Raw genomic sequence first — 13,197 nt, forward strand, 5'->3', positions numbered from 1 at the left:
CGCCGTCAGGCTATGCCTGCCTGACCGGCGCAGGCGTCGACCACGCAGCCGCGCAGCCAGCGGTGGGCGGGATCGGCGTCCATGCGCGGATGCCACATCAGCGAGACGGTCAGATCCGGCATGCGCAGCGGCAGCGCAAAGCTGAACATGCCGGCGCGCAGATTGCCCGTATGCCGCTCCGGCACCGTGGCGATCAGGTCCGAGCCGGCGGCCAGCGCCAGCGCCGCCGTGAAGCCGCCGACGATGCTGGCGATCGTGCGCTGCAGTCCCAGCGCGGCCAGCGCGTCATCCATCGGCCCCGTATCCTGGTCGCGCCGCGCCACCAGCACATGCTGGCCGGCCGCATAGCGCTCGGCGCTGATCTCGCCCTGCGCCAGCGCATGGCCGCTGCGCACCACGCCCACGAAGCGGTCGCCGAACAAGCGGCGCGTGCGCACTTCCGGACTCGTGAAACTGCCGATCACGCCCGTCTCCAGATCGATGCTGCCCTCGCGCAACTGCACGCTTTCGCGGTCGACCTTTTGCACGAAGCGCAGGCGCACGCCGGGCGCCTGCGCGCCGATATGCGCGAGCAGTGCCGGGCCGAAATTTTCCACGAAACCGTCGCTCGAACGCAGCGTGAACGTCTGCTCCAGCTGGCGCGGATCGAGCCGCTGCGCCGGTCCCAGCACGGCCAGCGCCTCGCCCACCAGCTGGCCCACCCGTTCGCGCAGCTCCAGCGCGCGCGGCGTGGGCACCAGTTCGCGCCCGGCGCGCACCAGCAGCGGATCGCCGGTCGTCTCGCGCAGGCGCGCCAGGGCGCGGCTCATGGCCGATGGACTCAGGCGCAAGCGCCGCGCGGCGCGCGTGACGCTGCCTTCGGCGAGCAGGACATCAAGGGTGATTAAGAGGTTCAGATCGGGTAGCGACATAGTTTCTTACCTTAGCATGATTTGCCGGCGCCATGGCGCCGGACGCATGGATACATTGCGCGCCACACGCCTTCCGGCGCGCCCGGCGCGGCGCTACGATGGCTGCATCGCCACTTTGATCGACAACGACATGCCAGCCATTCTTGCTCCTTCATCCGCCCATGCCGCCCGCGCCGGTCACCACGCACCGGCACCGCTGCCGGGGAGCGCACGGTGAGCCGCCTGCTGTCCTGGGCCGCGCGCTTCCTCGCGCCGGCAGGCGCGGCGCCGCTCCAGGAGCCTGGGCAGGAGCAGGACGGCAGCGAAGGCAGCGAAGGCAAGGCCGCGGCCGCGCCGGCCGATGCCTATCCGCTCGACGCCACCGGCTGGGGCACCTGCGGCTGGCCATTGTAGGCACGCCTTTACCTCAGCGCACGCGCGCCATCGCTCGCCCGCACCAGCACGCCATCGGCCAGCCAGCGCAGCAGCAAGGGGGCCGGCGCGAACGGCGTGCCATCGGCGTCCAGCAGGTGCGCCTGCTGCGCCGCCGCCAGCGCAGCGCCCAGGGCGGCCCCGCCGGCCAGCACGCCCAGCGCCGCCGCTTCCGCCGCATCGATCTCGCGCACCCGCGCCGTCCAGCCATCGCGGTACACCAGCGCCAGCGTCTCGCCCACGGGGCCGGCCGGCATGGCATGCCGCGCCGCGGCGTCGTGCGCCAGCCAGATCGCCGCCGCGCGCCAGGGCGAGCGGTACAGCACGGCCGCCGGATGCAGCGCCAGCTGCCAGGCATCGACCTGGCCGGCACCGGCCGCCTGCACGTCGGGCAGCGTCAGGGGCGCCGCGTCGGGCGCGCCATGCGCCTCGTGCAGCAGCCACTCGAGGCGCGCCACGTCGGCAAAATAGCCATGCGCGGCGGCCGGCGGCCAGGCGGCAAGAAACACCGGCAGGCTGGCGCCGAAACGGGCCAGGTCCGCGCTGCGCGACGGATGCGCATCGCCGTAGGCGTGCGCCATGGCCTGGAACCAGGAGGCGCCGCCCAGCGCGCACAGCACCGGATACACGAGTTCCAGCGAGCGCGCGTGATGCTGGCGCAGCGCCTGGCCATAGCGCGCCAGGGCGCTGGCGCCGCGCGCATCGCCTTCCAGCCACGGCGCCAGCGCGCACGCATCCGGCACGTGCGCGCCGATCTGCGCGCCGAAGGCGGCCTGCAGGCGCGCCAGTTCCTCAAGCGTCATCGCATGCCGCCAGGGCCGCCGGCGCGAGCGCCTCGCCGGCAAGCGTCCGCGCGCGGGCCACTTCGTCGAGCAGGGTGGCCAGGGGCGGCAGATTGGTATCCCATTCGACCAGGGTGGGCAGCGGGCCGTAGCGGCGCAAGGCGGCGCGGTACAGTTCCCACACGGGGGCGGCAACGGGCGCGCCGTGGTGGTCGACCAGCAGGCCGCCATCTTCGCAGTGGCCGGCCAGGTGCAGTTCGCCGACCAGGCCCGGCGCCAGCGCCGCCATCGCGGCCAGCGCGTCCTCGCCGTGATTGCATTGATTGACATACAGGTTGTTGATATCGAGCAGCACGCCGCAACCGGTGCGGCGCGCCACGCAGGCGAGGAATTCCGTCTCGCCCCAGCTGTCGCCGGGAAAGCGCAGATAGGTCGAGACGTTCTCCAGCAGGATGCGACGGCCTAGTACCTCCTGCACCAGGTCCACGCGCTGGCACACCAGTTCCAGGCTGGCGCCGTTCAGCGGCAGCGGCAGCAAGTCGTTGAGCACCGCCTCTCCGGTGGCGCCCCAGCACAGGTGTTCCGACACCAGCATCGGCTCGATGCGCGCGGCCAGGCGGGCGATGCGCTCGACGTGCGCGCGCGAAAAGCCGTGCACGGAGCCGAGACCCATGCCGACGCCATGCAGCGAGACGGGATAATCGGCGCGCAGCGTCACGAGCACGTGCTGGTCCCAGCCGCCTTCGGCCAGATAGTTCTCGCTGTGGACTTCGAGCCAGTCCACGGGCTGGCGCCGCGCCAGCATGTCGCGGTAATGCGCGCCGCGCAGGCCGATGCCCACCGGGGGCGCGGCCTTCGCCACCTCGCGCATCAGGGCAAGCCGCGCGCGCGCGCTGGCGCCGCCCCGTCCTTGGCCGCCGTGCCGGGCGCCGCATCCATCTCGCGCACCACGCGCAAGCCGATCCAGCCGCGCCGTCCTTCCGCGCCCAGGCCCAGGCGGGTGGCCGCGCGCACGAAGTTCGGCGTATCGGTCCAGGAGGCGCCGCGCGCCACGCGTTTCTTGCAGCCCGCTTCCTCCCACACGCGGCCATCTTTCGGCGCGCCCTCATAGTCGCTGTGCCAGCAATCGGCCGTCCACTGCCACACGTTGCCCAGCACGTCGTACAGCCCTGCCGGATTGGGCGCGTAGCTGCCCACGGGCGCCGTGGTGGGCCAGTTGCCCGAACCGGAGACCACGCCGCCGCAATGCTTCTGCTGCGGGCAGTCGTCGGGACCGTACTTGGCGTCGCCGCGCGTGATGTCCTCGCCCCACCAGCGCGCCGTGACGGTGCCGGCGCGCGCCGCGTATTCCCACTCGGCCTCGGTGGGCAGGCGGTAGCGCGCCCCGCTCTTTTTCGACAGCCAGCGCAGATAGCTTTGCGCGTCGTTCCAGCTGACGTTGACGGCCGGGCGCGTGCCGCGTCCCCAGCCTTCGTCCGACGGCCGGTAGCCGTCGCAGCCGCCATCCTGGACGCAGGCGTCGAACTGCTCGAACGTCAGGCTGAAGCGGCCGATGGCAAACGGCTGCAGGATCTCGACCGGGTGCTGGCCTTCATTGCCGAAGCGGCCGCTCTCGCCCGGGGGCGATCCCATGAGAAAGCGCCCTGCCGGCAGCGGCACCATCTCCGGGCAGGCGCCGTCGCAATCGCGGAACGACTTGCCGGCGGCCACGGGGCTGGTCACGCCGGGATCGATGGCGTCAGCCTTTTGCCTGGACAAATAGGCGGACAGGTTGGCGATATCGCCGTCCGTCAGGGGGGCGACGGCCGTGTTCATCAAGGGACTGACGCGCGCATGCGAGCGGAAGGCGCGCAACTGGCTGTCCAGGTAGGCCAGGTTCTGGCCTGCCAGCTTCGGATAATCGGCGACGGCCGCATTGCCCTTCGGGCCATGGCAAGCCACGCACGCCGGCAGCGCGCGCGCCGCGTCGCCCTCGTGGTACAGCGCCTCGCCCGCCGCCACATCGGCCGGCGGGCCGGTCCTGGCGGGCGCCGCGCCCGGGCAGGCCAGCGGCGCCGCTTCCACCTTGCCGCCCAGCGCCGTGCACGTGCCGGCGGGGACGGTCATCCATTCGCCGGGATCGCGGTCGACCGTCGCCAAGCCCGAACACAAATGGAAGCAGGTGGTATTGGCGCATTCATTCTGGCCCGCCTTGGCCACGCCATAGCAGATTTCGCTCTTGGCGGCGGCCTTTTTTTCCGGCGCCTGCGCCGGCGCGGGGACCGCCACGGCCAGGGCGCAGGCCGCGGCCACGGCCGCCTGCACCAGCGCCTGCCGGTTTTGCGGCTGCGGCGCCGGCGGCATGGCAGCTTTGCTTGTCGTCGATACTTGCACCATGCGGTGGCTTCCTTTTCAAAAATGCCGGCAGGCGCCGCCAGCGGCGCGCCTGTCCTGCCGTGTCAGTCGTTGTTAAGTCGATGCATCAGTCATAGTGCGCGCTCGCTTCGATCAGTTCGATGCGGTAGCCGTCGGGGTCCTGCACGAAGGCGATGACGTTGCTGCCGTGTTTCATCGGCCCCGCCTCGCGCGTGACGGTGCCGCCATGCGCGCGCACCCTGGCGCAGACGCTGGCCGCATCGTCGACCGCCAGGGCCAGGTAACCGTAGGCGTCGCCGTGGGTGTAGTCGTGCCGGTCCCAGTTATGCGTCAGTTCGATGGCGGCATGCGCGGGCGCTTCGCCATAGGCGACGATGGCGCGCGTAAAGCGCGCGTCGGGATAATCGTGGCGCCGCTGCAGGGTCATGCCCAGGGCGTCCTGGTAGAAATGCAGCGCGGCGTCGAGGTCGGCGACGCGCAGCATGGAATGAAGTATGCGCATGGTGTGATGGCTCGGATCAGGTTGGGACAAGGGCTTCAGGCGACGCGCTGCCGCGCCACGACGGCTTCCATGGCCGGTTCGTCCGGCACGGGCAAGTAGCGGGCGCCGGCCTGGTAGCGCTGGACGAACTGGCCGAAGTCGCCGCTGTCGGCGCGTTCCACGCGCTCCTGCTCGGCCAGCGAGGCATCGGCCTGCGCCGTGAAGCGCGCCAGCGCCGCCGGCGCCAAGGGCCGGGCGCGAAAATACGCCGCGTGCGCCGCACTCTGGCGCAGGGCGAAGGCGTCAAAACTGCCTTGCTCGGCGCGGATCGCCGCCAGCACGCGCGCCGAGGGCGTCAGCGCCACGTCGGCCAGCTTGGCGCGCTGCGCCGCCAGCGCCGTGGCGCAATCCTCGCCGCCGCGCGCCTGGTCCAGCAGCGCGGCCATCGGGGCGATGCGCTCGAGCAGTTCGCCGGCCCACGCCTGCAGGCTGACCTGTTCGCCGTGGCGCTCCAGCAGCAGTCCCGGGCGGCGCCCTTCCTTGACGGTGCGGGCGAAATTCTCGGTGTTCTCGCGGCTTTCGGCATTGCCGGTGAGCGGGCTGTCCTGCAGCGCGCAAAACAGCAGAAAGGCGTCGAGGAAATGACAGGCTGGCGCGCCGATGCCCAGCGGCTCGAACGGATCGACGTCGAGGCAGCGCACCTCCACGTACTGCACGCCGCGCTGGGCCAGCGCATGCAGCGGGCGCTCGCCGCTGTGCGCCACGCGCTTGGGCCGGATCGCCGAGTAGTACTCGTTCTCGATCTGCAGGCGGTTGGTATTGATCTGCACCCACTGCCCCTCGCGCCGCGTGCCCAGCTCGACATACGGCAGGTACGGGTGGTTCATCGCCGCCGCCAGGCTGGTGATATAGCTGTCGAGCGTGTTGTAGTCGGGCGTCAGGCCGGCCTGGGCATCGTTCTGGTAACCCATGTCGCTCATGCGCAGGCTGGTGGCGTACGGCAGGTACACCGTATCGGCCGACAGCTGCTCCAGCGGGAAGTCGCCGCGTCCCGGAAAATGGGCGGCCAGGGCTGGCGCGGCGCCGAACAGATACATCAGCAGCCAGCCATAGCGGCGGAAGTTGCGGATCAGCGCGACATAGCTTTCCGACTGAAACTGCATCGCCGTGCGGCCATCGTCCTCGTCCGCGCGCAGGCGTTCCCACAATGCGGGCGGCAGCGAGTAGTTGTAGTGGATGCCGGCGATGCACTGCATGCTCTTGCCATAGCGCAGCGCCAGGCCGCGCCGGTAGACATGCTTGAGCATGCCGATGTGCGAACTGCCGTACCAGGCGATCGGGATGTCGGGGTCGGCGGGCAGGCGGCACGGCATCGAGTGGCTCCACAGCATTTCGTCGCCCAGTCCGCTGAAGACGAAACGGTGCAAGGCGTCGTAGCCGTCCAGCATGGCGGCCGTGTCCTGCTCGGGCGGCGTGATCAGCTCGATCAGTGCCTCGGCATAGTCGGTAGTGATGGTGGGATGGGTCAGGGCCGCGCCCAGCGCCAGCGGATGCGCCGTGGCGGCCAGGTGGCCGCGGCCGTCCACGCGCAGCGCTTCGCGTTCGATGCCGCGCAATCCCTGGGCCAGCAGCGCAAGTCCGTCCGCGCCTGCCAGCAGCGCCATGCGGCGCGTCAATAATGAACTCATAGCTGTGCTGCCTTTACAAAAAAACATCGTTCGGCTTTCCATCTCGACGCCGACGATAAGCCCCAAGCCCCGGACCACACAACTCGCAAATCCTGAGTGCGGGGATCAGAAACACTGATGCCAGGGGCAAAACGCCTGCATTTCCGGGGCCTGCGCCCGGCACCGGCGTTCGCATCAGCGTTGGTGAGTGCTGCACTCAGGATTTGCGAATTGCGCCGTCCCGCGCGGCCCCTTATCTTGATAAACGAATATCAATAGACGGAAAAGTTTGGTTGCGCCGGCATCGCAGCGCCGGTACACCCCTTCTTCCGTATCCGGCGCGCCGTCACGGCCGCGTGCTCAAGACGCATGCATGCGTGCATGCGGCATGCAAGCCAACAAGGAAGCCGACAAGGCGATGGGAGAACACAGGTGGAAGTGATGGACAAGATGGTCGCGGACGACCCGGGCGTTGTACGCCTGAGCACTTATGCGCTGGAAGACAACTTGCTGGCACGCGGCGGCAGCGTTTTTCTCACCGGCACCCAGGCACTGGTGCGCCTGCCGCTGATGCAGCGCTGGCTGGACCGCGAGCGGGGCCTGAACACGGCCGGCTTCATCAGCGGCTACCGGGGCTCGCCGCTGGGCGGCTACGACCAGGCGCTGTGGCGCGCGCGCGGCGTACTGGAAGCGCAGCAGATCCGTTTCTTGCCCGCCATTAACGAAGAGCTGGCCGCCACCGCCGTGCTGGGCAGCCAGCAGGTCGAGACCGATCCCCAGCGCACGGCCGATGGCGTGTTCGCCCTGTGGTACGGCAAGGGACCGGGCGTGGACCGGGCCGGCGATGCGCTCAAGCATGGCAACGTCTACGGTTCCTCGCCGCACGGCGGCGTGCTGGTGGTGGCCGGCGACGACCACGGCTGCGTCTCGTCATCGATGCCGCACCAGAGCGATTTCGCCATGCAGGCGTGGAGCATGCCCATCGTCAATCCGGCCAGCATCGCCGAATACCTGGAATTCGGCCTGTACGGCTGGGCGCTGTCGCGCTTTTCCGGCATGTGGGTGGGCTTCAAGGCCATTTCCGAAACCGTGGAAAGCGGCGCCACGGTCGACCTGGACGGCCTGTGCACGCGCTTCGACCAGCCGGCCGGCTACAGCGTTCCCGCCAGCGGCCTGCATTACCGCTGGCCCGACCTGCCCGGCCTGCCCATCGAGACGCGCCACGCGCACAAGCTGGCCGCCGTGCACGCGTTCGCGCGCGCCAACAGCATCGACCGCCTGCTGTGTCCCAGTCCGCAAGCCGATATCGGCATCGTCACCTGCGGCAAGGCGCACCTCGACGTGCTCGAAGTGCTGCGGCGCCTGGGCCTCAGCCTCGATGTGCTGGAACGCGCCGGCGTGCGCCTGTACAAGGTGGGCCTGAGCTTTCCGCTGGAAGCCGAGCGCCTGGCGCAGTTCAAGGCGGGCCTGCGGGAAATCCTCGTCATCGAGGAAAAGGGGCCGCTGGTGGAGCAGCAGATCCGCACCCTGTTCTACAACCTGCCGGACAGCGCCCGCCCGCTGGTGCTGGGCAAGCTCGATGCCGGCGGCGCGCCGCTGCTGCCGGCGCAGGGCGAACTGCGCCCTTCGCGCATCGCCGGCGTGCTGGCCGCCTGGCTGGCGCGCCACAAGCCCGCGCTCGACCGCCGCAGCCTGCTGCCCGGCTTCGCGCCCGCCGCGCTGCTGGCGAATGCGGCCGACGGGGTGCGGCGCCAGCCGTATTTCTGTTCCGGCTGCCCGCACAACAGCTCGACCAAGGTGCCGCAGGGCTCGCGCGCGCAGGCCGGCATCGGCTGCCATTTCATGGCCTCGTGGATGGAGCGCGACACCACCGGCCTGATACAGATGGGCGGCGAAGGCGTCGACTGGGTGGCGCACTCGATGTTCAGCAGCACCGCGCACGTGTTCCAGAACCTGGGCGACGGCACGTATTTCCACTCGGGCTTCCTGGCCATCCGCCAGGCCATCGCCGGACGCGCCAACATCACCTACAAGATTTTATACAACGACGCCGTGGCCATGACGGGCGGCCAGCCCATCGACGGCAGCCTGAGCGTCGACGCCATCGCCTGGCAAGTGCATGCCGAGGGCGCCAAGGCGATCGCCGTGGTCAGCGACGCGCCGGAAAAATACGCGGGCCTGCGCGGCCGCTTCCCGCCGCCCGCCACCTTCCACGGACGCGACGAGCTCGACCAGGTACAGCGCCGCCTGCGCGAGGTCAAGGGCGTCACCGTGCTGATTTACGACCAGACCTGCGCGGCCGAACTGCGCCGGCGCCGCAAGAAAAAGGAAATAGCCGACCCGCCGCGCCGCATGGTCATCAACAGCGCCGTGTGCGAAGGCTGCGGCGATTGCGGTGTCCAGTCGAACTGCCTGTCCATCGTCCCGCTGGAGACAAGCTATGGCCGCAAGCGCGCCATCGACCAGTCGTCCTGCAACAAGGACTATTCCTGCGCCGACGGCTTTTGCCCCAGCTTCGTCTCCGTGCGCGGCGGCGCCTTGCGCAAGGCGGCCGACGCCGCCATCGACCCGCAGGCCCTGCGGCGCGCCGCGGCCGCCCTGCCGCCGCCCGCGCCGCACGCCTGGCACGGCGCGTTCAACCTGCTGGTGACGGGAGTGGGCGGCACCGGCGTGGTGACCGTGGGCGCGCTCGTTTCCATGGCCGCGCACCTGGAGGGCAAGCAGGCCTCGGTGCTCGACTTCATGGGCTTCGCGCAAAAGGGCGGCGCCGTGCTGTCCTTCGTGCGCCTGGCCCTGGCCGGCCAGGATCTGCACCAGGCGCGCATCGACGTCGGCCAGAGCGATGCCATGCTGGCCTGCGACATGGTAGTCGGCGCCAGCGCCGACGCGCTGCAGACGCTGCGCCACGGCCACACGCGCGTGGTCGCCAACACGCACCAGTTCCCCACCGCCGCCATGGTGCGCAATCCCGATGCGCCGCAGCATGCCGGCGCCCTGATGGACAAGCTGCGCCACGCCGTCGGCGTGGAACACATCGCCGAATGCAACGGCCAGGTGCTGGCGCGCCAGCTGATGGGCGACACCATCATGGCCAATATACTGCTGATGGGCTTTGCCTGGCAGCGCGGCCTGATCCCCGTCGGCCTGGCGGCGCTGGAACGGGCCATCGAATTGAATGGCGTGGCCGTCGACGCCAACAAGGCGGCCTTTGCCGCCGGCCGCCTGGCCGCCTGCGGCGCGCCCTTGCTGCAAGGCGCGGCGGCGGCCCCGGTGGCGCAGGACGCCAGCCTGGGCGCGCTGGTGGAAGAGCGCAGCGCCATGCTGGCGCGCTACCAGAACGCGGCGCTGGCGGAGCGTTTCCAGGCGTTTGTCGCGCGCGTGCGCGAGCGCGAAAGCGCCGTCTTCGGCGCCGATGCGCCGCCCGTGCTGACCCTGGCCGTGGCGCGCGGCTACAGCAAGCTGCTGGCGTACAAGGATGAATACGAGGTGGCGCGGCTGTTCTCGGACGGCCAGTTCCAGCGCGAGCTGCGGCAGCAGTTCGAGGGCGACGTGACGCTCACCTTCCACATGGCGCCGCCGCTGCTGGGCAAGCGCAAGCGCGCCTTCGGCCCGTGGATGGGCAGGCTGCTCGCCCTGCTGGCCAGGGCAAAAGGACTGCGCGGCACGCGGTTCGACGTGTTTGGCTACAGCGCCGAACGGCGCCGCGAGCGCCAGCTGATCACCGGCTACACGGCGCGCCTCGACGCCCTGCTGCCGCGCCTGAGCGCCGGGAACCTCGATTCCATCGTGGCGCTGGCCGAACTGCCGCAGGCCATCCGCGGCTACGGCCATGTGAAGCTGGCCAGCATCGATGCCGCCGAACTGCGCGCGCAGGCGCTGCTGGCCAAGCTGGAACAGCCGGCCGCCCCCGCTGCCCCCGCCGCGCCACACGCCCAGCAGCCTTTCCGCACCATCGCCATCCGGCGCTACCAGTAAACATGCTTTTCATTGTCCACCACACGGCGCGGCGCCTTGCCGCGCCGGCGCGCCCAGGAGCCCAGCCTTGAAGTCCTTGTCCCTCGCCCCTTCCCTGCCCGCCGCGCGCCCGCGCGCGCTGGCCGCCGTCGCCGCGCTGACGCTCGCCAGCGGCCTGGCGGCCGCGCTCTACCTGCCGGCCGCCATGGCCGGCGTGGTGGCGCTGCTGGTCTTTTGCATCAGCATGTGGGCCACGGCCCTGGTGCCCGAATACTGGCCGGCCCTGGCCTTCTTCCTGGTGGCGATGCTGTGCAATATGGCGCCCGCGCAAACCGTGTTCTCCGGCCTGCAGTCGACCACCTTCTGGCTGCTGTTCAGCGGCGCCGTGATGGGGGCGGCCATCGGCCACACGGGCCTGGGCAAGCGCGCGGCGGCCATCCTGTCGCGCATGCTGGGGCGGCGCTACGCTGGCGTCATCGCCGGCATCGTGCTGTTCAGCGTGGCCCTGGCCTTCGTCATGCCGTCGGGCATGGGCCGCGTGGTGCTGCTCATTCCCATCACCATGGCCGTGGCCGAGCATATCGGCTATGGCGCGGGCCATAACGGCCGCACGGGCATGCTGATGGCGGCCAGCTTTTCCAGCTTCCTGCCGACCTTCGCCATCCTGCCGTCGAACGCGCCGAACATGATCCTGTCCGGCATGGCGGACAATCTATATGGCGTGCAGATTGCGTATGTCGACTACCTGCTGCTGCATTTCCCCGTGCTGGGCATCCTCAAGTCCGTCCTGCTGGTGCTGCTGATCCTGTGGATGTTTCCCGCCGCCGATCCTGCGCGCGCGGCCGCGCCGGCGCAGCGGCAAGGCCCCATGTCGGCGCAGGAGACGGGACTGGCCCTGGTGCTGGGCGGCTGCCTGGCCCTGTGGATGACGGATGGCCTGCACCATGTATCGCCGGCCTGGGTCGGCCTGGCCGCCGCCCTGGTCTGCCTGTGGCCGGCCGCCGGCCTGACGTCGAAGCAATGCCTGAACCAGGAAATCAACTATGGCTCGCTGCTGTTCGTGGCCGGCGTGATGGGCCTGGGCGCGGTGATTTCGGAAAGCGGCCTGGGCGAAGCCGTGGTGCATGGCCTGAGCCGGCACGCCCGCTTTGCCACCGACACGCCGCTGTGGAACGCCAGCGTGCTGACCCTGATCTCGACGGTGGTGTCGCTGGTGACCAACCTGGCCGGCGTGCCGGCGACGATGACGCCGCTGGCGCAGGACCTCGCGGCCGTCACGGGCCTGCCGCTGATGACGGTGCTGATGACGCAAGTGCTGGCGTTTTCCAATGTCTGCCTGCCCTACCAGGCGCCGCCCCTGATCTTCGCCATGCAGGCGGCCAGCCTGCCGGTGGCGGCCGTCACCCGGCTCTGCCTGAGCCTGTTCATCCTCAGCCTGCTGATCCTCACGCCGCTGGACTTCGTGTGGTGGCACGTGCTGGGCCTGCTGTAGCGCCCTCGCGCGTTCGATGGCGCGCAGGAGCTTTCTCACGAAAAGTAACAATTTACGCCGTTTCAAGGGCTGATGCCCATCGCGTCGGCGACAGGGAGAAGCGAAAAGTCACAAATAATTACCCATCTTGCAGGCATTGTTAATGCAGTATTCTTAATAAAATCACATATAATACATAGTTGAAAAACGAATAAGAATATCTGGAATTTCACCCATCTTTTAACTTAATGGACCCGCCCCTCATGGAAATCCATCACCTGAAAACCTTCGCCACGGTGGCGCGCGAGGGCAGCATTACGCGCGCATCCGAACGGCTCTTCCTGAGCCAGCCCGCAGTCAGTGCCCATGTCAAGGCGATGGAGGATTATCTCGGCCTGACCTTGTTCGAACGCACGGCGCGCGGCATGAGCCTGACCAGCAGCGGCCAGCGCATCCTGGCCAAGGCCGAACGCACGCTCAACATCCACCGCGAGCTGCTCGACGAAGCCAACCACATCAAGGGCCGCCTGGCCGGCAAGCTGCGCATCGGCGTCGGCGGCCAGTCCAACAACGAAGCCATCGGCCGGCTGGTGCGGCGCTTTTCCGAGCACCATCCGGAAGTCGAGGTCTCGCTGGAGCATGGCAGTTCCACCGGCACCCTGAACGGCATCCGCAGCGGCACGCTCGACGCGGGTTTCTACAACGAGGCGCGCAGCCCCGACGACGACCTGGCGACCATCGAAGTGGCGTGCTTTCCCGTCTACGTGGCGGCGCCTGCCGGCATGCTCGATACCACCCAGCCGCTCGACTGGAACGCGCTGGCCGAGCTGCCGTGGATCTTCGCGCCTTCGAGCCTGTGCTGCGGCGGCGCCGCCGAGCACCTGTTCAAGACGCGCAATTTCCGTCCGCGCCGCATCATCAGCATCGACCGCGAAAGCGTCACCCGCTCGATGCTGGCCGAGCGCCTCGGCGTCGGCCTGCTGCATGGCGATACGGCGCTGGAGGCGCAGCGCCTCGGTGAAATCGACATCCTGTGCGTGGCCCAGTCCTCCGTGCGCAATCTGTTCGCGCACCTGGCCTCGCGCGCCGGCGAGCCGATGTTCGAGGCGATCAATGATGCGCTGAGCGAATCGGGCATATTGGCGGCCTGAACCGCCAATATGCC

The 13,197-nt window shown here is 69.4% G+C and carries 10 protein-coding genes; 4 read left to right on the top strand and 6 right to left on the bottom strand.

All coding sequences use genetic code 11. The annotated features are described in order from the left end of the window. Positions 1-5 precede the first annotated feature (5 nt). On the bottom strand, positions 6-911 hold the full coding sequence (locus AC07VH_RS05745; RefSeq protein ID WP_489630578.1) for a LysR family transcriptional regulator: 906 nt from the start codon (positions 909-911) through the stop codon (positions 6-8). Between the two features lie 213 nt (positions 912-1,124). On the opposite strand from AC07VH_RS05745, the gene AC07VH_RS05750 reads away from it, so the two are divergent. Next, complete coding sequence (locus AC07VH_RS05750; protein ID WP_494787084.1) at positions 1,125-1,304, top strand: hypothetical protein; 180 nt, start codon at positions 1,125-1,127, stop codon at positions 1,302-1,304. 8 nt (positions 1,305-1,312) lie between these two features. On the opposite strand, the gene AC07VH_RS05755 is transcribed toward AC07VH_RS05750, so the two are convergent. The 5 genes from AC07VH_RS05755 to gshA all read right to left on the bottom strand — a co-directional run bounded on the left by AC07VH_RS05755 (position 1,313) and on the right by gshA (position 6,628). After that, a complete protein-coding gene (locus AC07VH_RS05755) occupies positions 1,313-2,125 on the bottom strand; it encodes an HvfC/BufC family peptide modification chaperone (protein WP_494787085.1) in 813 nt (270 codons plus the stop codon). Next, entirely contained in the window at positions 2,115-2,975 is an 861-nt protein-coding gene (bufB, locus tag AC07VH_RS05760) for an MNIO family bufferin maturase (protein ID WP_494787086.1), read from the bottom strand. Before bufB ends, AC07VH_RS05755 begins: the two co-directional genes overlap by 11 nt. Next, the gene (gene bufA1, locus AC07VH_RS05765; protein ID WP_494787087.1) at positions 2,975-4,480 is read right to left on the bottom strand and encodes a BufA1 family periplasmic bufferin-type metallophore; all 1,506 of its coding nucleotides are present in this window, start codon (positions 4,478-4,480) and stop codon (positions 2,975-2,977) included. Before bufA1 ends, bufB begins: the two co-directional genes overlap by 1 nt. An 85-nt stretch (positions 4,481-4,565) precedes the next feature. Next, a complete protein-coding gene (gloA, locus tag AC07VH_RS05770) occupies positions 4,566-4,961 on the bottom strand; it encodes a lactoylglutathione lyase (RefSeq protein ID WP_475416176.1) in 396 nt (131 codons plus the stop codon). Between the two features lie 35 nt (positions 4,962-4,996). Next, a complete protein-coding gene (gene gshA, locus AC07VH_RS05775) occupies positions 4,997-6,628 on the bottom strand; it encodes a glutamate--cysteine ligase (RefSeq protein WP_475416175.1) in 1,632 nt (543 codons plus the stop codon). A gap of 429 nt (positions 6,629-7,057) precedes the next feature. Here gshA and AC07VH_RS05780 point away from each other — a divergent pair, with 429 nt between their 5' ends. The 3 genes from AC07VH_RS05780 (at position 7,058) to AC07VH_RS05790 (ending at position 13,183) form a co-directional block, all read left to right on the top strand. Beyond that, positions 7,058-10,582, top strand: coding sequence for an indolepyruvate ferredoxin oxidoreductase family protein (locus tag AC07VH_RS05780; protein WP_494787122.1), 3,525 nt, complete (start codon positions 7,058-7,060; stop codon positions 10,580-10,582). 67 nt (positions 10,583-10,649) lie between these two features. Continuing rightward, positions 10,650-12,053: an SLC13 family permease gene (locus AC07VH_RS05785; RefSeq protein WP_494787088.1), complete on the top strand. Its 1,404-nt coding sequence runs from the start codon at positions 10,650-10,652 to the stop codon at positions 12,051-12,053. A 242-nt stretch (positions 12,054-12,295) separates the two neighbouring features. After that, positions 12,296-13,183, top strand: a complete 888-nt coding sequence (locus AC07VH_RS05790) for a LysR family transcriptional regulator (protein WP_475416173.1) — start codon at positions 12,296-12,298, stop codon at positions 13,181-13,183. The last annotated feature ends 14 nt before the right edge of the window (positions 13,184-13,197 follow it).

The sequence above is a fragment of the Janthinobacterium sp. GW821-FHT03C10 genome (genome assembly GCF_059420865.1).

Coding starts and splice junctions, on each gene's coding strand:
- AC07VH_RS05745 (WP_489630578.1), bottom strand. CDS start 911: ATGTCGCTACCCGATCTGAACCTCTTAATCACCCTTGATGTCCTGCTC.
- gshA (WP_475416175.1), bottom strand. CDS start 6,628: ATGAGTTCATTATTGACGCGCCGCATGGCGCTGCTGGCAGGCGCGGAC.
- bufA1 (WP_494787087.1), bottom strand. CDS start 4,480: ATGGTGCAAGTATCGACGACAAGCAAAGCTGCCATGCCGCCGGCGCCG.
- bufB (WP_494787086.1), bottom strand. CDS start 2,975: ATGCGCGAGGTGGCGAAGGCCGCGCCCCCGGTGGGCATCGGCCTGCGC.
- AC07VH_RS05755 (WP_494787085.1), bottom strand. CDS start 2,125: ATGACGCTTGAGGAACTGGCGCGCCTGCAGGCCGCCTTCGGCGCGCAG.
- AC07VH_RS05780 (WP_494787122.1), top strand. CDS start 7,058: ATGGTCGCGGACGACCCGGGCGTTGTACGCCTGAGCACTTATGCGCTG.
- AC07VH_RS05790 (WP_475416173.1), top strand. CDS start 12,296: ATGGAAATCCATCACCTGAAAACCTTCGCCACGGTGGCGCGCGAGGGC.
- gloA (WP_475416176.1), bottom strand. CDS start 4,961: ATGCGCATACTTCATTCCATGCTGCGCGTCGCCGACCTCGACGCCGCG.